This window comes from Rhodococcus sp. NPDC056506 (assembly GCF_042794945.1).
Lineage (GTDB): Bacteria > Actinomycetota > Actinomycetes > Mycobacteriales > Mycobacteriaceae > Rhodococcus_F.
Genome location: NZ_JBHTSW010000038.1, coordinates 1 through 16,651, shown reverse-complemented (window position 1 = coordinate 16,651; position 16,651 = coordinate 1). Strand labels below are relative to the sequence as shown.

Sequence of the window (16,651 nt, the reverse complement as noted above, 5' to 3'; positions counted from 1 at the left end):
TCACGACTTGATCAGGGTGCCGATCTTCTCACCGGACACCGCGCGAGCGATGTTTCCTTCGGTGAGGAGGTTGAACACCATCATCGGCATCGAGTTGTCCATGCACAGGCTGAACGCCGTTGCGTCCGCGACCTTGAGTTCACGCTCGATGACCTCGCGGTGCGTGATCTGTTCGTACATCGTCGCGTCCGGGTCGATACGCGGGTCGGCCGAGTAGACGCCGTCGACAGCCTTGGCCATCAGCACTACCTCGGCACCGATCTCCAGCGCGCGCTGCGCAGCAGTGGTGTCGGTGGAGAAGTACGGCATACCCATCCCGGCGCCGAAGATGACCACACGCCCCTTCTCGAGATGCCTACGTGCGCGAAGGGGAAGGTACGGCTCGGCGACCTGTCCCATGGTGATGGCAGTCTGCACACGAGAATCGACGCCGGCCTTCTCCAGGAAATCCTGCAGAGCGAGGCAGTTCATGACGGTGCCGAGCATGCCCATGTAGTCGGAGCGCGCGCGATCGAGGCCACGCTGCTGCAGTTCCGCTCCGCGGAAGAAGTTTCCGCCGCCGATGACCACTGCAACCTGTACGCCTGATCGAACGACCTCTGCGATCTGCTCAGCCACCTTGGTGACCACGTCGGGATCGAGACCGACTTTGCCGCCTCCGAACATTTCGCCGCCGAGTTTGAGCAGGACCCGCTTGAATCCTGGACGTTCGTTGGCAGGTTCGGACATTGTTCTCCTCAGTTCGATACAAGACCCTGTAGGTCCTTCGTTCTTCTTCTGTCACCGAATCGGCGACGGTGACACAGAAAGCCCTCGGGACTAGTCCCAAGGCACTCCCATCCTGCCTCATCGGAGGCCCCAGGTACACGTAGACCCCGCCGGTAGAGCAAATGCTCTTCTGGCGGGGTCCATGTGTACGGGCTCCGATTAAGCGGAGGCGCCGACCTCGAAACGCACGAAGCGCTTGATGGTCACGCCGGCGTCGTCGAGGATCGCCTTGACGGTCTTCTTGGAGTCCTGAACCGAAGACTGCTCGGTCAGCACGACGTCCTTGAAGTAGCCGTTGACGCGGCCTTCGATGATCTTCGGCAGAGCCTGCTCGGGCTTGCCCTCCGCGCGAGCGGTCTCTTCGGCGATGTGGCGCTCGGAAGCGACGATCTCCGCGGGGACCTCGTCACGCGTGACGTACTTGGCCTTGAGTGCAGCGACCTGCATTGCAGCTGCGCGAGCAGCCTCGGCTGCGGCATCGCCTTCACCGGTGTACTCGACGAGCACGCCGACGGCGGGCGGCAAGTCGGCACTGCGCTTGTGCAGGTACACGGCAACGGGGCCGTCGAAGGAAGCGACGCGGCTCAGCTCGAGCTTCTCGCCGATCTTCGCGGACTGCTCCTGGATGACGGTGTCGATGGTCTTGCCGTCGAGCTCGAGCGCCTTGAGTGCGTCGAGGTCGGCGGGCTTGCCAGCGGCAGCGACGGTCACGATGGCGTCGGCCAGCTTGATGAACTCGTCGTTCTTGGCGACGAAGTCGGTCTCGCAGTTGATCTCGATCATGACGCCGTCCTTGGCGACGACGAGACCCTCAGCGGTGGTGCGCTCTGCGCGCTTTCCGACATCCTTCGCGCCCTTGATGCGCAGCTGCTCGACGGCCTTGTCGAAATCGCCGTCTGCATCTGCGAGTGCGTTCTTACATGCCATCATTCCGGAGCCGGTGAGCTCACGGAGCCGCTTGACGTCAGCGGCGGTGTAGTTCGCCATGATTAGCGAGCCTCCTCATGTGTCTGTTTCGGACCTAGGACTAACGGTGAGCACGGCCTAACGGTGAAGCACGGCCTGACGGTGGTGCTCGGGCCTAACGGTGAAACGGCCCTGACCAAAAGAACTCTTGGTCAGGGCCGGTTTCAACGAATCAGGCCTCGGTGGCCGGTGCCTCTGCGGCGGGGGCTGCCTCAGCCTCTGCAGCCGGAGCTGCCTCAGCCTCTGCAGCGGGAGCTGCCTCAGCCTCTGCGGCCGGAGCTGCCTGCGAGAGCAGTTCCTGCTCCCACTCGGCGAGGGGCTCGCCTGCGCCGGCTTCGGGCTTCGCGTCCTTGTCGGCGCTCAGTCCTGCACGTGCCTGCACTCCCTCGGCAACCGCGGAAGCGACAACCTTGGTCAGCAGTGCTGCGGAGCGGATGGCGTCGTCGTTGCCCGGGATCGGGTAGTCGACGAGGTCGGGGTCGCAGTTGGTGTCCAGGATCGCGATGACCGGGATGTTCAGCTTGCGAGCCTCGGCAACTGCCAGGTGCTCCTTGTTGGTGTCGACGATCCACACCGCGGAAGGAACCTTGGCCATGTCGCGGATACCACCGAGGGTGCGATCCAGCTTGGTCATCTCACGCGTGAGCATGAGGATTTCCTTCTTGGTGCGACCTTCGAATCCACCGGTCTGCTCCATTGCCTCGAGCTCCTTGAGGCGAAGCAGACGCTTGTGGACGGTGGTGAAGTTGGTGAGCATGCCGCCGAGCCAACGCTGGTTGACGTAGGGCATTCCGACGCGAGTCGCTTCGGAAGCGATGGACTCCTGCGCCTGCTTCTTGGTGCCGACGAAGAGAACGGTGCCGCCGTGGGCAACGGTCTCCTTGACGAACTCGTACGCCTTGTCGATGTACGTCAGCGTCTGCTGGAGGTCGATGATGTAGATGCCGTTGCGGTCGGTCAAGATGAATCGCTTCATCTTCGGGTTCCAGCGACGGGTCTGATGTCCGAAGTGGGTTCCACTATCGAGCATCTGCTTCATGGTTACGACAGCCATGGCTGTGTACCTCAAACTTTCAATCCGGTTGATGCAGGCGATCGGGTGATCCCTGCCCTGGCACCCGCACGGCCGTCGGACCTGTTTCGTGAGAACCAGGACCAGCCGAGGCCGGAAAACGTGCGCGGGCGCGCGAAGTCGGACTGTGCGAGCACAGACCGCTCGCCAAGTGTACGTCCTCGTCCCCCGATGCCATAACCACCCCGAAAGCAACAGACCGAACCGGCGGTTGTGGATCGGCGGCCATCCTGTGGATTACCCGTCTGATCTGCATTGAAGCGCGTACGACTCCACGCAAGATCAAGCAATGACGATGTTGAGCGGAGCCCGAAAAGGAGTGGTCGTCGCCGTGATTTTCTGCTGTATCGCCGTCGGCACGGCGACGGCAGAGGCGCGTTTCGTCTGGCCGCTCACTCCCCTGCCGCGTGTGGAACGCGCTTTCGACAAACCGGCGCAGAACTGGCTGCCTGGTCATCGCGGCGTCGATCTGGGCGGCAGTGCCGGCCAATCCGTCCTCGCGGCCGGCGACGGCATTGTGGCGTTCGCGGGAGTCGTCGCGGGAAAGCCGACGGTGTCGATTGATCACGACGGCGGCCTACGTACTACCTACGAACCCGTCGCGGCCGACGTTCGAGCAGGTGAACGCATCGCAACCGGGGCGGTGATCGGAACCCTCGAACCCGGGCACGACGGGTGCGTCGTCGCCGCGTGTTTGCACTGGGGCCTGCGCAGAGGGCGCGAGTATCTCGATCCACTCGGACTGGTTCGGTCGCAACCGCTCAGACTCAAGCCACTGACCGGGGGTTGAGACCGATGGGGTTGAGTCAGTGCCACTCGGAGACGGCGTGCCGACCCACGGCGTCCGCGAAATCGTCGGCAACCATCGCTGCCAATTCCATGAATGCTCGCCTGGTGGCCGGTCGCATCAGGTCGAGATCCATGACCGATCCCTCCGCGAGATGCTCGTCGAAAGGAATGACCTCGACGGCGCGGCATCGACGCATGAAGTAGTCCACCAACGCATCCATGTCGATCACGCTCGACCCTGGTCGGGCGGCGCTGATCACGACGACGGTCCGTTCGACCAGATGACCGTATCCATGCAACTGAAGCCAATCGAGCGTTGCCGCTGCGCTTCGCGCTCCGTCGATTGCCGGAGAACTGACGAGAACCAACGAATTGGCAAGATCGAGAACGCCGTTCATCGCCGAGTGCATGATCCCGGTACCGCAATCGGTGAGGATGATGTTGTAGTAGACCTGCAAGATGTCGATGACCTGGCGATAGTCGGCCTCGCTGAACGCCTCCGAAATCGCCGGATCCTGCTCACTGGCCAGGACCTCGAGACGACTCGGCGACTGAGATGTGTGCACGCGCACGTCCGAATAGCTCTTTATGTCCGGCCTCGCGGCGATCAGATCGCGCACTGTCGAATTTGTCTGCAGCGGAACACGTTGCGCCAAGGTTCCGAAGTCGGGATTGGCGTCGACCGCCACGACGCAGTCGCCACGCAGCGAAGCAAACGTCGCACCGAGTCCCACCGTGACGGTCGTCTTGCCGACGCCACCCTTGAGCGAGAGCAACGCTATTCGGTAGTCGTTGCGTATCGGCTGCTCGATTCTGGCGGCCAGTGCGCGGTTGCGCTGTTCGTTGGTCGAATCCCCGAGATTGACCACGCCCCCGGTCGCACGATGCAATCCTCTTCGCCAGCCGCCCCGCGGTGTCCGTTTAGGGCGTTTCAGTAAAGCTTCGGCAACCAGGTCCTGGTTGGTCACCTGCTGCTGGCTCGACGGCGGCGGCGGCGCGGCCCAGGCCTCTTGCGGTCGTGCCGCCGGCTCCGGAGTCGACACCGGCACGGGAGCCGGTTGCGGCGCTTCGGACAGCCAGGCCGGTTGGCCACTGTTCGGCGGGTGCTTCACATCTTGGCGGTTCACGAATCCCCCGGATATCGCATGTAATCGAGTGTCTTGACACGACGATCGAACTTTGCCGATTGTTCACTCTTCTGACCTGCGACGCTACCAAATACCCGCCGAGAACTCGCGTCGCTTCACAATCTAGGCGCGCGGATGGGCCTGATCGTGGACGGATCGAAGCCGTTCGACCGATACATGCGTGTACAGCTGAGTGGTCGCCAGACTCGCGTGCCCGAGAAGTTCTTGCACCACACGAAGGTCTGCACCGCCTTCGAGCAAATGTGTCGCAGCCGAGTGCCTGAGCCCGTGCGGACCCATGTCGGGGGCCCCTGGAATTGCGGCCATGGTCTCGTGGACCACCGAACGCGCCTGACGCTGATCAAGCCGGCCGCCTCGAACTCCAAGGAGCAATGCCCGCCCAGACCGATCCGAAGTCAGTGCGGGTCTTCCGTGCTCCAGCCATCCGTTCAGTGCCGATTCTGCGGGCAGGCCGTAGGGCACCGATCGCTCCTTGTTTCCCTTGCCGAGCACACGCAGCAGGCGTCGATCGGCGTCGACCGACTCGACGTCCAGTCCACACAACTCGCCGACGCGAATTCCGGTGGAGTACAACAACTCCACGATTAGCCGGTCCCGCAGGGCGAGCGGCTCTTGTTGCTGCGCACCACTTTCCGCAGCATCCATTGCATCGAGGGCCTGGCTCTGACGCAGCACCGTCGGCAATGTGCGGCGAGCAGGTGGAGCCGCCAGACGCGTACCGGGGTCGACGGGAATGCGTCCTGTCTGCGCGAGCCACGCCGTGAAACCGCGCGCCGACGACGCCCGTCGAGCTACCGTCGTCCGGGCCGTTCCCACGGCATTCTGGGCAGCCAACCACGAGCGCATGACTCCTAAGTCGAGGCCATCGAGATCTGCAGTCGCCGAACCCGCAGCGAAATGGGTCAGCAATGCCCGCGCGTCACCGACGTAGGCACGGATCGTGTGTTCCGACCGCCCTCGGCTCAGTCGGAGGTGCTCGGCATACGCATCGAGGTGACCACTCAAGCTCGCCGGCAATGCGTCAGTCATGAACACACGCTCGCCCGCCGCGATTGAAACTGCAAGCTGCCTCGCCGATAGGGTTGATCGGTGAATCGAGCAATTCCTCTGAAGATGCTGTTTGTACTGGCACTGATTTCCGCAATCGCTCCACTGTCCATCGACATGTACCTGCCCGGCCTACCTTTGATGGCGGATGCACTCGACACTACTGCGGCCAGCGTTCAGCTGACACTGACCACCTTCATGGCCGGCCTCGGAATCGGCCAGCTGATCATCGGTCCGATCTCCGACGGACTGGGGAGGCGGCGAATACTGCTTGCCGCGACGATCATCACAGCGCTGAGCGGTGCGGCGTGCGCGGTGGCGCCCAACATCGAGTTTCTCATCGGCGCCCGACTCGTCCAGGGATTGAGTGGAGGCGCTGCCATCGTCTTGGCCCGTGCTTGTATTGCCGACCGGGCGCGCGGCGACGACGCAGCGAAGCTCTTCAGCATCATGATGATCATCGGCGGTATCGCTCCCGTGGTCGCGCCACTGATCGGCGGCGCACTTCTCGGCCCCGTCGGGTGGCGCGGAATCTTCTGGGTCCTGGCGGTCGCGGGCGCCGTGATGGTGGCTGGTGTCGTTTTGCTTGTTCCCGAGACACTCCCACCCGAGCGACGCCACGGCGGTGGATTGAAGGCACTGATCTCGAATCTGAGATACGTCGTCCGAAATCAGCACTACCTCGGATATGCGCTCGCATTCGTCTTCGGATTCGGCGCCCTGTTCGCGTACATCTCCGCGTCGCCGTTCGTCGTTCAGAATGTCCTCGGGCTGAGTCCGTCACAATTCTCGATCGTGTTCGCAGTGAACGCCACCGGAATGGTCACGGCAGCGATGATCACCACTCGCCTGCTCGGTCGCGTCGGAGCTCGCACGCTACTCCGTTTCGGGGTGTGCCTGCTCCTCATGGGCGGCGCCGTATTGTTCTGTACCAGCGTGGTTTTCAGTTCCACGAATACGTGGCTGATCTTGGTCCCGCTGTTCGTGGCGATTTCGAGCATCGGGTTCATCATGGGCAATGCAACCGCTCTCGCCCAAGGAGAGGTCACCAACGCGGCCGGAACTGGTTCAGCCCTGATGGGAGCGGGCCAGTTCGGCTTGGCAGCGCTGGTTTCGCCGTTGGTGGGAATTGCGGGAGAAGACACTGCCGTGCCGATGGCAATCGCAATTCCCACCTTCGGAGTTCTCGCGGCCGTTGCGCTCGTGTTGCTGACTCGCGGCAAGGCCACCGCGAGTTAGTTTTCGGCCGCGGCGAGTTCGGACTTCCAGACCCGGAATCCTTCTTCGGTGCGACCACGACGCCAATAGCCGGAAATAGAAGCGGCCGACGCCGGGACGTTTCGTTCCTTGCGAATGTACGGCCGGAGGTTATGCATGACGGCTTGCGCTTCACCGTGAATGAATACGTGCGGTTCGCCCGGTAGCCACTCGAGCGCCTTGACCGCGGCGACGACTGGCGCGTTGTCACCCGCCGACTCTTCACCCACCGCGTCGGATGACGCTCCGCGATGTAGCCAGGTCACCGCGATACCTTCTGGGGCATCGAGTGCGATTTCGTCCTCTGGTCCACCGACCTCGACAACGGCGTAGCCGACCGCATTCGGCGCCAATCGCGCTATCGACGCCGAAATAGCGGGTATTGCGGTCTCGTCTCCGACGAAGAGATACCAATCAGCGGTTGGTGACGGCGAAAACGCGCCACCGGGTCCACGCAAGGTAATCTCCGCGCCCGGCTGAACTGACGCGGCCCACGGACCTGCAACACCCATGTCACCGTGGACGACAAAATCGATCGCAATCTCTTTGGCATCGAGATCGTACGAACGAATCGTGTAGGTACGCAGTACCGGCTGATCAGGCGTGCCGAATTCGATCTTTACATAGGAATCGCTGTATTCGCTGGGAGTGAACGACTCGAAGCCCGATCCCCCGAGAAACACTCGCACCATATGGGGAGTCAATTGTTCGGTCCGCAGAACCGTCAATGCAGTTGTCGGCTTGGCCACAGAAAGATCCTTCCGAAAGTTAGTGTTACCTAACTAAGGTACACGACAATTGCAGTGCACGGGCAAAATGCCTCCGCGGTGAATCCGTCCAGCGCGCGGACAGATCAGGGTAAGCAACGAAATAAACCGACCACTCTGCCCGGTAAATGTGATGGCAGCCAAATTATCGGCTCACGAACCAGCGGATGATCAGGCAGGACATCACTATCGGAGAAATTAGCAAAGCAACAGTAAAATACGCTTCCGGGTCACAATACGCCTCTGGCTCCTGACGAGGTTCGCCAGGAGCCAGAGGAGGTATTTAATTCAGCCTAGTGTGCAGCATCGAAAGCGTCGATGATTTCCGCTTTGATACGCCCACGCGGAGCAACTTCGTAACCGTTCTTACCCGCCCAGTCGCGAATGGCCTGGAGCGTCTCCTTGGAGCGTCCGGAACCCGACGTGGCCTGCGGAGATGCAGCCTGAGCCTTCTTACCGCGTTTTCCGCTCACCTTCGCAGCCGCCTCGACGAACGGCTTCACCGCAGCGTCGAACTTCTCCGCATTGGTGGCGCGCAGATCGATCACGTAATCCGTTCCCTGGTAAGAGAACTCAATTCGATCACCGAATCCATCGTCAATCGGCTTACCGTCAAGGTCGTCGATGAGTTGCCGAATCAGCTTCTCAGCCATTGCACTCCTCTTTCAATGATCGATTCAATTCTCCTTCACAATACACAGATAGAGCGTTGATGAACAAAAGAAGTCCGAAAACCTCTGCCATTTCCGAACAGACTCAATGGTCCGAATTAGCAGCGGGTTAACGACATACCAATCAATACCAGCCTTCACTGTGATCCAGACTAATCAGACGACTAAGCACATTGACCTGAGACTTTCCTGAGGCCCGTTGAAATTCACCGCCAGGTCTGGATAGCAGGGTCGAGAATAACGCTGCACACAGCCGAGCAAGTTCACGAAAAACAGCCCTGACGTGCAATTACCAGCACCGCGAGGGTATTCACGTTTCGCAATCGCAGGAACAGTTAGTGAGCATCGCCACCTGCCCACAGGAAGAGCAGAATGAAGTTCTCGCGCTACCGCGTTCGAAACCAACCACTCGAATCAGAACTCGCAAACCCCTCGAGTTCGAGCAGAGGAAGAGTTGCACGAACCTGAGCTACGAGCAATCCCGATTCCTCGGACAACTCACGGGTACTACGGGAACCTGTTCCCGGCAAAGCTTCGTACACCAACCGAGAATTGCCTCGCAATGCGTCGATGTCACGCGTCGCGGCGACATCCTCCGCGGAATCACCCACACCGAACGGACCCGACGCTTCGACTACGTCCACGGCATTGGAGACGAGGTGCGCTTCACCTTCGCGGATCATCCGGTGACATCCGGTCGACGATGCCGAGGTAACCGGTCCGGGCACCGCCATCACGGGGCGGCCTAACTTCCGAGCCCAATTGGCAGTATTGCGTGCCCCACTGCGCCATCCGGCCTCGACCACCACTACTCCGTCCGACAATGCAGCAACCAGTCGATTCCTTGCCAGAAACCGGAACTTTGCAGGTGTTGTGCCCGGTGGATATTCACTTATCACTGCACCCGAACTCGCTATCTGTTTGAGTAGTCGCGCATGCCCTGACGGATAGGCACGATCCACGCCACAGGCCAAGACAGCCATTGTGGTTCCCCCTACGCCCAATGCAGCGCGGTGCGCGACCCCGTCGATACCGAAGGCCGCCCCGGAAATCACGGTCCATCCGTCGACAGCCAGGTCACCGGCAATCTCTGCCGTCACGTGTTCGCCGTACGCAGTCGAGGCCCGCGTGCCGACAATCCCAACCGATCTCTCGGTCAGATCTACCAGATCCCCAGACCCCAACACCCACAACACAAATGGCGCGATCTCGCCGGCGGCGGCGTCGAGTCCGTCGAAGGAGAGCATTCGCCACGCCGGCCAATCGGCGCAGTTCGGTGTTACGAGTCTGCCTCCCATCGCCGCCATCAGGTCGAGGTCTCGCTGGGCTGTGTCGATGTGAGCGCGCGCTCGCGTCTTCTCCTCGATCGCGGGTGGCAGATCGCCGGTGCGGACCGCCCTCGCAGTTTCTTCGATCCCGAGCTCGTCGATCAACATGGACATGTACGCGCTGGGCCCTTGCACGACGCGGGACAGATATGCCCAAGCGAGTAGTCGTGGATCGTGTGCAGTCATTGGAATCCTCTGTCTCGGAAGTCGAGTGCAGTGACAACTTGATCTGGTCCGGGCATCGTCTCACCTGCCAAGTCGGCGACGCTCCAGGCAACCCGCAACGCTCGGTCCGCCCCACGAGCAGTGATCACCCCTTTACGCAGCGCCCGTTCCACTGGCGCCAACGCAGCACGCGAGAGTCTGAACTTCTGCCTCAGCGCCGGCCCTGGTACCTCCGCGTTGGTCCGCCACCCGTACTCACTCCACCGCTGGGCCGCAGTGTCTCGAGCTGCCGCCACGCGCGCACGAACATCGCTGGTGCTTTCCCCCACTTCGTCGATCAGCGCTCCGGTTGCAACGGCCTGCATGCGGACCCTGATGTCGACTCGGTCCAACAACGGGCCGGACAATTTACCCAGGTATCGGCGACGTGCCGCGGGTGCACAGACGCAATCCGCGTCTCGGGGCGGCGCGCACGGGCACGGATTCGCGGCCAGGATGAGCTGGAATCGCGCCGGGTAACGAGCAACTCCGTCCCGCCGGGCGATTCGCACCTCCCCGTCTTCGAGTGGTGTGCGTAGCGCTTCGAGCACTTTCACCCCGATCTCGGCACATTCGTCGAGGAACAGCACGCCGCGATGAGCCCGGCTGACCGCACCAGGACGAGCCATCCCACTACCACCACCCACCAGCGAACTGACCGACGAACTGTGATGCGGCGCAATGAAAGGCGGCATATCTATCAACGGCCGATCCTCCGGCAACACCCCCGCCACCGAATGAATCGCCGTCACCTCCAACGACTCCCCCTCCGTCAACGGCGGAAGAATCCCCGGAAGCCTCTGCGCCAACATCGTTTTCCCGATCCCCGGCGGACCCGTCAACATCAAATGATGCGCACCCGCCGCAGCAACCTCGATCGCCCACCGAGCATCCGTCTGCCCGACAACCTCACTCAGATCCCGCACCGTCACCGCATCAGCACGCTCGAAAACATCAGGAACAGCCAGCGCCAACTCACCACGCAACCACCCGATCACCGCAGACAGATCGTCAGCGCCCAGCACCTCGATCCCCTTCACCAGGCCCGCCTCAGCCAACGCCCGAGCTGGAACCACCACAGACCCCCACCCCGCCCTCTTCGCCGCAAGCACCGCAGGCAACACACCACGCACCGTCCTCAAACGACCGTCGAGCGCCAACTCCCCCAAAAACACAGTCTCCCGCAACAACTTCCGTGGTAATTTCTTCGCCGCGTCGAGAACCGACAACGACAGAGCCAAATCGTAAACGCTGCCCACCTTCGGCAACGTCGCCGGCGACAACGCCAAAATCACCTTGCTGTCCGGCCACTCCTCACCAGAATTGGTCACCGCCGCCCGAATCCGATCACGCGACTCGTGCAACGCCGTATCGGGAAGCCCCACCAAATGCACCGCAGGCAACCCACGCCCGATATCCGCCTCGATCTCCACGATCTGCCCGTCCACACCACTGACCGCAACAGAATGCGCCCGCCCCAACGCCATCAGAACGCGTCCACAAAATGCTCGACCGAAGGCTCGCCGTCGCGGCCGATCAACACCGCCACCACATCGAAACGCACCCTCGACCACGACCGGCCCGAATCAGTGAGCCACTGCATCGCCAAAACCCGAATCCGACGCTGCTTCGCGAACGTCACCGACTCCGCAGGACTCCCGTACCCGACACCAGAGCGAGTCTTCACCTCCACGAACACAATCCGATCACCGGACGTCGCAATCACATCCAACTCGCCGTACCGACAACGCCAATTACGCTCGACAATCTCCAAACCCGCATCGATCAGGAACTCGACAGCCACATCCTCGCCCCGAGCACCCAACGCCATATTCCTCGCCATCGCAGCCCCCACCACTCATACGACCGCGCGCCCGCCCCGTACGAAACGCGTCCTAACCACCACCCTCAACCCACCACCACCAAACCAAGCCACCCAAAAACAACCTGTTGACAACCCAGAACCTGTGGAGTTCGGCAGCGCGACACACCAACGGCGACCCGAACCCTGACAATTTTCTGAAATCCCCACAAATTGGACGAAAGTCCAGTAGAACTAGTTACAGTTTTGCTCAAACCGTCACGCACCCCGCTGAATGGAGTTCTACATGGCCCGCCGCTCACTACGCCACGCAGTAGCCACCACCACTTCCCTCGTTCTCCTCGCCGCCGGCGTCACTGTTGGACTTGGAGCGTCGGTGGCGCAAGCAGCACCGGCATGCGCGCTCAACCAGTCGGTCACCGATAGTTGGGCCGGTTCCCTCGGGACGCCGTACACCGTCAGCAAGGAGGTTGTCGGCGATGGAAAGGTCGCCGCGGGTCAGACGGTCACCTACATCACCAAGGTTTCCGGTTCCGGAGCCCTCGTCAATCAGATCCGCGATTTCCACCCGGCAGGATTCCAGCTGGTCAAGGCTCGCCTGAACGTCAAATGGCTTATCGGCGACCAGAAGTGGGACGACGTCACCAAGACCGTCGTTGTCGGCAACAACTCCGTGGTGGCAAAGGGCGGCGGATGGACCACTGCGGGCGGCGGCGTCATCGCTTTGGAAACCACCTACAAAGTTCCCGATAACGCAGTTGTAGGCACGCAGCTCGACAGCGGCGCCGGCACCAACATTGTGCTGGCGGCGGGCGACTGGAACATCAACCCGATGGGCGTGTGCGTCACCATCCGGCAGCCGAACCCCGTCGAGGCGGGCGCCGGAAGCCTCGAGGACATGGGCTTCGGCTCACTCAACTCCGGATCAGGCCAGGTATTCGGCTCCCTGACCGACCCGCAGGGGTCGATGACCAATGTCATCAGCGGTGTCTTGGGCAATGTGCTCGGCAACATGAGCTGACTCAGTTCAGATTAGTAAATCGGCCGAGCTACCAGCAGATGCTGGTAGCTCGGCCCATTTCTACGTTGCCGAACAAAGCTTTGCCGTCAACCGAGTTCAAGAAATCATCAGCAAATCACCGCATCAGCTTTCCGCCGTACCGGGCCGGCGTCGTACCGAAGGTTTCCCGAAATGCGGCGATGAACCCACTGCTGGTGCGGTAACCAACCTGCGGGGCAACGTCATTGACACCCTCACCCCGCGCGAGCATCTCGAGTGATGCGTACATGCGTGCTCGAGTTCTCCACTGCCCGAAGGTAATCCCGGTATCGGCGACAAAGGCACGCATCAAGGTCTTGGAACTGACCCCGAGTTCGCCCGCCCACTCCCCCAGCGTCCGTGAGTCTGCCGGATCGGCAAGGATGCGGGCAGAAACCGAACTCGCCGCAGCATTGCGAGGAACCGCGAGGACGTCGTGCCGTTCGGGCGCGGCAGCAAGAATGTCGTAGAGCAACTCCTGACTCATCAACCGCCGAGCATCATCGATGGTCCGGTCGGCGAGATGGCGCAGCAATTGAGCGGACAGAGCATCGACTTCGAGAACAAGTGGCTGAGTCCACCGCGGCCCGGCAGGGCGTAGATCCGGACGCGCATAGGCCGCAATCATGCACCCCTCCGTCAGAAGTGTCATGTCGTGGAGAACGGTGCCCGGCAACCAGACCAAGTGCTCGCTGTGCAGGTGCCACACATTGCCTCCGGCAGCGATCTGCATCGTCCCTTCACTCATCCAGGCGATCTGATGCTCGGGGTGTCGATGAGCTCCGTACGCAGTCACTCCGTCGACGACGTTGGTGTAGACCTGAAAATCTTTGAATGTCCGTCCGCGACTATCGGGTAGCGCTAGCAAGGACTTTGGACGAGTCGAGTACTCGATAGTGGACATTTTGCGTCTTTCTGGGCGTATCCGAGTCCATCCTGAAGGATGGACCGACGATCCTGCAAAGGTTAGCCTCACTTTATTGCTGACGCGACCAGTTCAGCACTTCACACGGAACTCAGATCACTTCGCCCACCACTTCGAAGGAGCATGCACGTGCCCTCACGTAGCACCCGAATCCTCGCCGCCTTACTCACGACGGCCGCGATCATCGGGTTCTCGACCGCCTGCGGAACCTCGCAAGGCGTCGACACCGCGTCAGCGACCCAGAGCAACGACGCATTCCCCGTGACGATCGAGCACGCCCTGGGTTCGACGACAATCGACGCCGAACCACAGCGCGTAGTGACACTCGGATATACCGATCACGAACCATTGCTTGCCCTCGGAGTTGAACCCGTCGGCATGGCCGAATGGTGGGGCTCCGGCATGGATGAAAGCTGGCCGTGGACGAAGGATTACTGGAAGGGAAAGACTCCGACCTACATCAACAGCGGCGGAGACTTCAACTTCGAGCAAATCGCCTCCCTCGCACCAGATCTGATCCTTGCGCTGTACGCCGACATCGACACGGAGACCTACAAGAAGCTGACCTCGATTGCGCCGACTGTCGTGCAGAGCAAGGACTACGACGCGTACACAACGCCGTGGACCGACATGACACTCACCGCCGGGCGCGCCCTCGGCAAAGAACCACAAGCTCAGCAACTGATCACGGATACCGAAAACGCGTTTGCCACCGCTCGCGCTGCACACCCGGAGTTTTCCGGGCAAACCGCAACGATCGTCAACCTCGACACTCCCGAGGGATACGTATTCTCGTCGCACGACCCACGTGGCATCTTCCTCTCTTCGCTCGGCTTCACCCTCCCCCCGACAGTCGACGCCTTTGTCGGCGAACAGTTCGGCGACTGGCTTCCGAACGAGCGTTACGACATCCTCGAGTCAGTCGACCGCTTGATCGTGATGGCCGACCCGGAGGGAGAGAAGGCCCTCGCCGGCAACACCCTCTACCAGCGCCTACCCGCCGTGAAGAACGGAAGCGCGGTAGTCGTGCGATACACCGCAGATCCACCGGTTGGTGCGGCGATGTCCGGCAACACAGTCCTGAGCATTCCGTATGCCATCGACCAACTGACCGCCACGTTGTCGAAGTAAACAAACAGGCCAGGTATCGAAAATATGTTCGAAGAGTGCTAGCCTCGAAGTCAGGAAGCACCCACGAACATCGAGGACCACCATGGACGAGGTACCGGGCACCGCGTTAGATCTGACTCGACTGGTCGACGAGCTGACGGTTCTCGACCAGCGACGCGTCGACATCGGCGAGAGCTTGGTTCAACTCGAGTACCTCTACTCCAGAATGGGCGAGCGACAACAAGCAGACGCTGCCCGAAAAGCCTTCCAGGAGAAGTACGTCGGACGAATCTACGAACTCGCAGACGGCCTGCGCACCTGAAAAGAGGTTGCACACAACCACTGACCGAGCGCATGGTCATTCCTGCACGACACACCGGACCGATCGGTTCGGTTGTGAACTATGTGGGAGAAATCTGATGGAGAAGATCACCAAGAGGCTGTGGAACTGGGCATCGATACTCGACGAGAATACTCGCGAGCAAGCGCTGCGCACGTCCCAGATGCCTTTTGTCCGTCCACATCTGGCATTGATGCCGGATGCGCACCTCGGTGCGGGAGCGACGGTGGGTTCGGTCATTCCGACGGAAGGCGCAATCATGCCCGCCGCCGTCGGAGTCGATATCGGCTGCGGAATGATCGCAGTCAAAACCCAGTTCAACGTACGCGACCTGCAAGGCCGCGACCTGAGCATTCTTCGCCACAGCATCGAACGCTCCGTTCCACTCTCGGCGGGTGTCTACAACAAGACGCTGAGCGACACGGCGCAAATCCGCATCGCAGAACTCGAGACCATGGCGGGCGATCGTCTGCCCTTCTACGACAAGTTCAAGAACAACTGGAGGTTTCAGCTCGGAACGCTGGGTTCTGGTAACCACTTCATCGAGGTGACGCTCGACGAGAGCGACGGCGTCTGGCTGTTCCTGCACTCGGGTAGCCGCGGTATCGGAAACAAGATCGCACAGCATCACATCAAGATCGCCAAGGACTTGTGCGAGCGGTGGTATATCAACCTTCCCGATCCGGACCTTGCCTACCTGATCGAGAAGACACCCGAATTCGACTCGTACATCACCGATCTCAATTGGGCTCAGCACTTCGCTCTGCTCAACCGTGAGGAGATGATGGACCGCGTCGTGAAGGACTTCGCGCACTTCATGGGTGACGGCACGATCATCGACGAGATCGAGCGGATCAACTGCCACCACAACTTCACGCAGAAGGAATTCCACATGGGCCGGGGTGTGTGGCTGAGCCGCAAGGGTGCGATCAAGGCCGACGAGGGCACTCCCGGGCTCATCCCCGGTTCGATGGGGACAGCGAGTTACGTCGTCGTCGGTAAGGGAAACGTGCCGTCGTTCAAGTCCAGCCCCCACGGCGCGGGCCGGGTGTACGGACGTAACCAGGCACGCAAGACCTTCACCATCGAAGATCTCGACAAGGCAATGGTCGGAATCGAATACAAGCGCTCCGCGGCGTTCCTCGACGAGATCCCGGGTGCCTACAAGGACATCGACGTCGTCATGGACGACGCGAAGGACTTGGTCGAGATTCGGCACACGCTGCGTCAGATCGTGAATGTCAAGGGCAACTGACCCGCGAAACTCCGCGAAATACGAAGTGCCCCGCCGATTTCGGCGGGGGCCATCGGTGTGGAGCAGGCAGGCAAGCACCGGTGGCTTTTACACAACTGTCGCGGCCGACGACTCGTAGGGTGTTGATATAGGGGGTGGGCGGG

General features: G+C 61.2%; 17 protein-coding genes. 6 read left to right on the top strand and 11 right to left on the bottom strand.

Features of this window, described 5'->3' with window-relative positions:
* The 3 genes from pyrH to rpsB all read right to left on the bottom strand — a co-directional run bounded on the left by pyrH (position 1) and on the right by rpsB (position 2,788).
* Positions 1-729, bottom strand: a complete 729-nt coding sequence (pyrH, locus tag ACFQ6H_RS23595) for a UMP kinase (protein WP_019747988.1) — start codon at positions 727-729, stop codon at positions 1-3.
* Positions 730-927: 198 nt separating this feature from the next.
* On the bottom strand, positions 928-1,755 hold the full coding sequence (tsf, locus tag ACFQ6H_RS23590; protein ID WP_378533733.1) for a translation elongation factor Ts: 828 nt from the start codon (positions 1,753-1,755) through the stop codon (positions 928-930).
* A 151-nt stretch (positions 1,756-1,906) separates the two neighbouring features.
* Positions 1,907-2,788, bottom strand: coding sequence for a 30S ribosomal protein S2 (gene rpsB, locus ACFQ6H_RS23585; RefSeq protein WP_113682954.1), 882 nt, complete (start codon positions 2,786-2,788; stop codon positions 1,907-1,909).
* 307 nt (positions 2,789-3,095) lie between these two features.
* Between rpsB and ACFQ6H_RS23580 the strand changes: the two genes are divergently transcribed.
* The gene (locus ACFQ6H_RS23580) at positions 3,096-3,596 is read left to right on the top strand and encodes a M23 family metallopeptidase (protein ID WP_378648934.1); all 501 of its coding nucleotides are present in this window, start codon (positions 3,096-3,098) and stop codon (positions 3,594-3,596) included.
* 16 nt (positions 3,597-3,612) lie between these two features.
* Here the strand turns inward: ACFQ6H_RS23580 and ACFQ6H_RS23575 are convergent, their stop codons facing one another.
* Together ACFQ6H_RS23575 and ACFQ6H_RS23570 are read right to left on the bottom strand one after the other, a co-directional pair.
* Positions 3,613-4,722 carry an AAA family ATPase gene (locus ACFQ6H_RS23575; RefSeq protein ID WP_378648932.1) on the bottom strand — a complete coding sequence of 370 codons (1,110 nt, stop codon included), beginning with the start codon at positions 4,720-4,722 and terminating at the stop codon, positions 3,613-3,615.
* Positions 4,723-4,845: 123 nt separating this feature from the next.
* On the bottom strand, positions 4,846-5,772 hold the full coding sequence (locus ACFQ6H_RS23570) for a tyrosine recombinase XerC (protein ID WP_378533739.1): 927 nt from the start codon (positions 5,770-5,772) through the stop codon (positions 4,846-4,848).
* Positions 5,773-5,856: 84 nt separating this feature from the next.
* Between ACFQ6H_RS23570 and ACFQ6H_RS23565 the strand changes: the two genes are divergently transcribed.
* The gene (locus ACFQ6H_RS23565; protein WP_378648971.1) at positions 5,857-7,029 is read left to right on the top strand and encodes a multidrug effflux MFS transporter; all 1,173 of its coding nucleotides are present in this window, start codon (positions 5,857-5,859) and stop codon (positions 7,027-7,029) included.
* On the opposite strand, the gene ACFQ6H_RS23560 is transcribed toward ACFQ6H_RS23565, so the two are convergent.
* The 5 genes from ACFQ6H_RS23560 to ACFQ6H_RS23540 all read right to left on the bottom strand — a co-directional run bounded on the left by ACFQ6H_RS23560 (position 7,026) and on the right by ACFQ6H_RS23540 (position 11,860).
* Positions 7,026-7,796 (bottom strand): siderophore-interacting protein, encoded by a 771-nt coding sequence (locus ACFQ6H_RS23560; protein WP_378648930.1) that lies wholly within the window; start codon positions 7,794-7,796, stop codon positions 7,026-7,028. The two genes, ACFQ6H_RS23565 and ACFQ6H_RS23560, sit on opposite strands and share 4 nt — an antisense overlap.
* Positions 7,797-8,107: 311 nt before the next feature.
* Entirely contained in the window at positions 8,108-8,467 is a 360-nt protein-coding gene (locus ACFQ6H_RS23555; RefSeq protein WP_003942721.1) for an Lsr2 family protein, read from the bottom strand.
* 404 nt (positions 8,468-8,871) lie between these two features.
* Positions 8,872-9,999: a DNA-processing protein DprA gene (dprA, locus tag ACFQ6H_RS23550; RefSeq protein ID WP_378648928.1), complete on the bottom strand. Its 1,128-nt coding sequence runs from the start codon at positions 9,997-9,999 to the stop codon at positions 8,872-8,874.
* The gene (locus ACFQ6H_RS23545; protein ID WP_378648926.1) at positions 9,996-11,504 is read right to left on the bottom strand and encodes a YifB family Mg chelatase-like AAA ATPase; all 1,509 of its coding nucleotides are present in this window, start codon (positions 11,502-11,504) and stop codon (positions 9,996-9,998) included. Before ACFQ6H_RS23545 ends, dprA begins: the two co-directional genes overlap by 4 nt.
* Positions 11,504-11,860 (bottom strand): YraN family protein, encoded by a 357-nt coding sequence (locus ACFQ6H_RS23540; protein ID WP_378533771.1) that lies wholly within the window; start codon positions 11,858-11,860, stop codon positions 11,504-11,506. Before ACFQ6H_RS23540 ends, ACFQ6H_RS23545 begins: the two co-directional genes overlap by 1 nt.
* 265 nt (positions 11,861-12,125) lie before the next feature.
* On the opposite strand from ACFQ6H_RS23540, the gene ACFQ6H_RS23535 reads away from it, so the two are divergent.
* Positions 12,126-12,860, top strand: coding sequence for a hypothetical protein (locus ACFQ6H_RS23535; RefSeq protein WP_084326627.1), 735 nt, complete (start codon positions 12,126-12,128; stop codon positions 12,858-12,860).
* A gap of 115 nt (positions 12,861-12,975) precedes the next feature.
* On the opposite strand, the gene ACFQ6H_RS23530 is transcribed toward ACFQ6H_RS23535, so the two are convergent.
* Positions 12,976-13,782 (bottom strand): AraC family transcriptional regulator, encoded by an 807-nt coding sequence (locus ACFQ6H_RS23530; protein ID WP_042951517.1) that lies wholly within the window; start codon positions 13,780-13,782, stop codon positions 12,976-12,978.
* A gap of 144 nt (positions 13,783-13,926) precedes the next feature.
* On the opposite strand from ACFQ6H_RS23530, the gene ACFQ6H_RS23525 reads away from it, so the two are divergent.
* The 3 genes from ACFQ6H_RS23525 to ACFQ6H_RS23515 all read left to right on the top strand — a co-directional run bounded on the left by ACFQ6H_RS23525 (position 13,927) and on the right by ACFQ6H_RS23515 (position 16,508).
* Positions 13,927-14,934 (top strand): iron-siderophore ABC transporter substrate-binding protein, encoded by a 1,008-nt coding sequence (locus tag ACFQ6H_RS23525; RefSeq protein WP_378648924.1) that lies wholly within the window; start codon positions 13,927-13,929, stop codon positions 14,932-14,934.
* Between the two features lie 82 nt (positions 14,935-15,016).
* On the top strand, positions 15,017-15,235 hold the full coding sequence (locus tag ACFQ6H_RS23520) for a hypothetical protein (RefSeq protein ID WP_378533777.1): 219 nt from the start codon (positions 15,017-15,019) through the stop codon (positions 15,233-15,235).
* Positions 15,236-15,332: 97 nt separating this feature from the next.
* Entirely contained in the window at positions 15,333-16,508 is a 1,176-nt protein-coding gene (locus tag ACFQ6H_RS23515) for an RtcB family protein (protein WP_378648922.1), read from the top strand.
* The last annotated feature ends 143 nt before the right edge of the window (positions 16,509-16,651 follow it).

Bases quoted from the DNA above. Each gene is read 5' to 3' on its own strand.
- pyrH (WP_019747988.1), bottom strand. From the start codon at position 729: ATGTCCGAACCTGCCAACGAACGTCCAGGATTCAAGCGGGTCCTGCTC.
- tsf (WP_378533733.1), bottom strand. From the start codon at position 1,755: ATGGCGAACTACACCGCCGCTGACGTCAAGCGGCTCCGTGAGCTCACC.
- rpsB (WP_113682954.1), bottom strand. From the start codon at position 2,788: ATGGCTGTCGTAACCATGAAGCAGATGCTCGATAGTGGAACCCACTTC.
- ACFQ6H_RS23580 (WP_378648934.1), top strand. From the start codon at position 3,096: ATGACGATGTTGAGCGGAGCCCGAAAAGGAGTGGTCGTCGCCGTGATT.
- ACFQ6H_RS23570 (WP_378533739.1), bottom strand. From the start codon at position 5,772: ATGACTGACGCATTGCCGGCGAGCTTGAGTGGTCACCTCGATGCGTAT.
- ACFQ6H_RS23565 (WP_378648971.1), top strand. From the start codon at position 5,857: ATGCTGTTTGTACTGGCACTGATTTCCGCAATCGCTCCACTGTCCATC.
- ACFQ6H_RS23555 (WP_003942721.1), bottom strand. From the start codon at position 8,467: ATGGCTGAGAAGCTGATTCGGCAACTCATCGACGACCTTGACGGTAAG.
- dprA (WP_378648928.1), bottom strand. From the start codon at position 9,999: ATGACTGCACACGATCCACGACTACTCGCTTGGGCATATCTGTCCCGC.
- ACFQ6H_RS23545 (WP_378648926.1), bottom strand. From the start codon at position 11,504: ATGGCGTTGGGGCGGGCGCATTCTGTTGCGGTCAGTGGTGTGGACGGG.
- ACFQ6H_RS23540 (WP_378533771.1), bottom strand. From the start codon at position 11,860: ATGGCGAGGAATATGGCGTTGGGTGCTCGGGGCGAGGATGTGGCTGTC.
- ACFQ6H_RS23535 (WP_084326627.1), top strand. From the start codon at position 12,126: ATGGCCCGCCGCTCACTACGCCACGCAGTAGCCACCACCACTTCCCTC.
- ACFQ6H_RS23530 (WP_042951517.1), bottom strand. From the start codon at position 13,782: ATGTCCACTATCGAGTACTCGACTCGTCCAAAGTCCTTGCTAGCGCTA.
- ACFQ6H_RS23525 (WP_378648924.1), top strand. From the start codon at position 13,927: ATGCACGTGCCCTCACGTAGCACCCGAATCCTCGCCGCCTTACTCACG.
- ACFQ6H_RS23520 (WP_378533777.1), top strand. From the start codon at position 15,017: ATGGACGAGGTACCGGGCACCGCGTTAGATCTGACTCGACTGGTCGAC.
- ACFQ6H_RS23515 (WP_378648922.1), top strand. From the start codon at position 15,333: ATGGAGAAGATCACCAAGAGGCTGTGGAACTGGGCATCGATACTCGAC.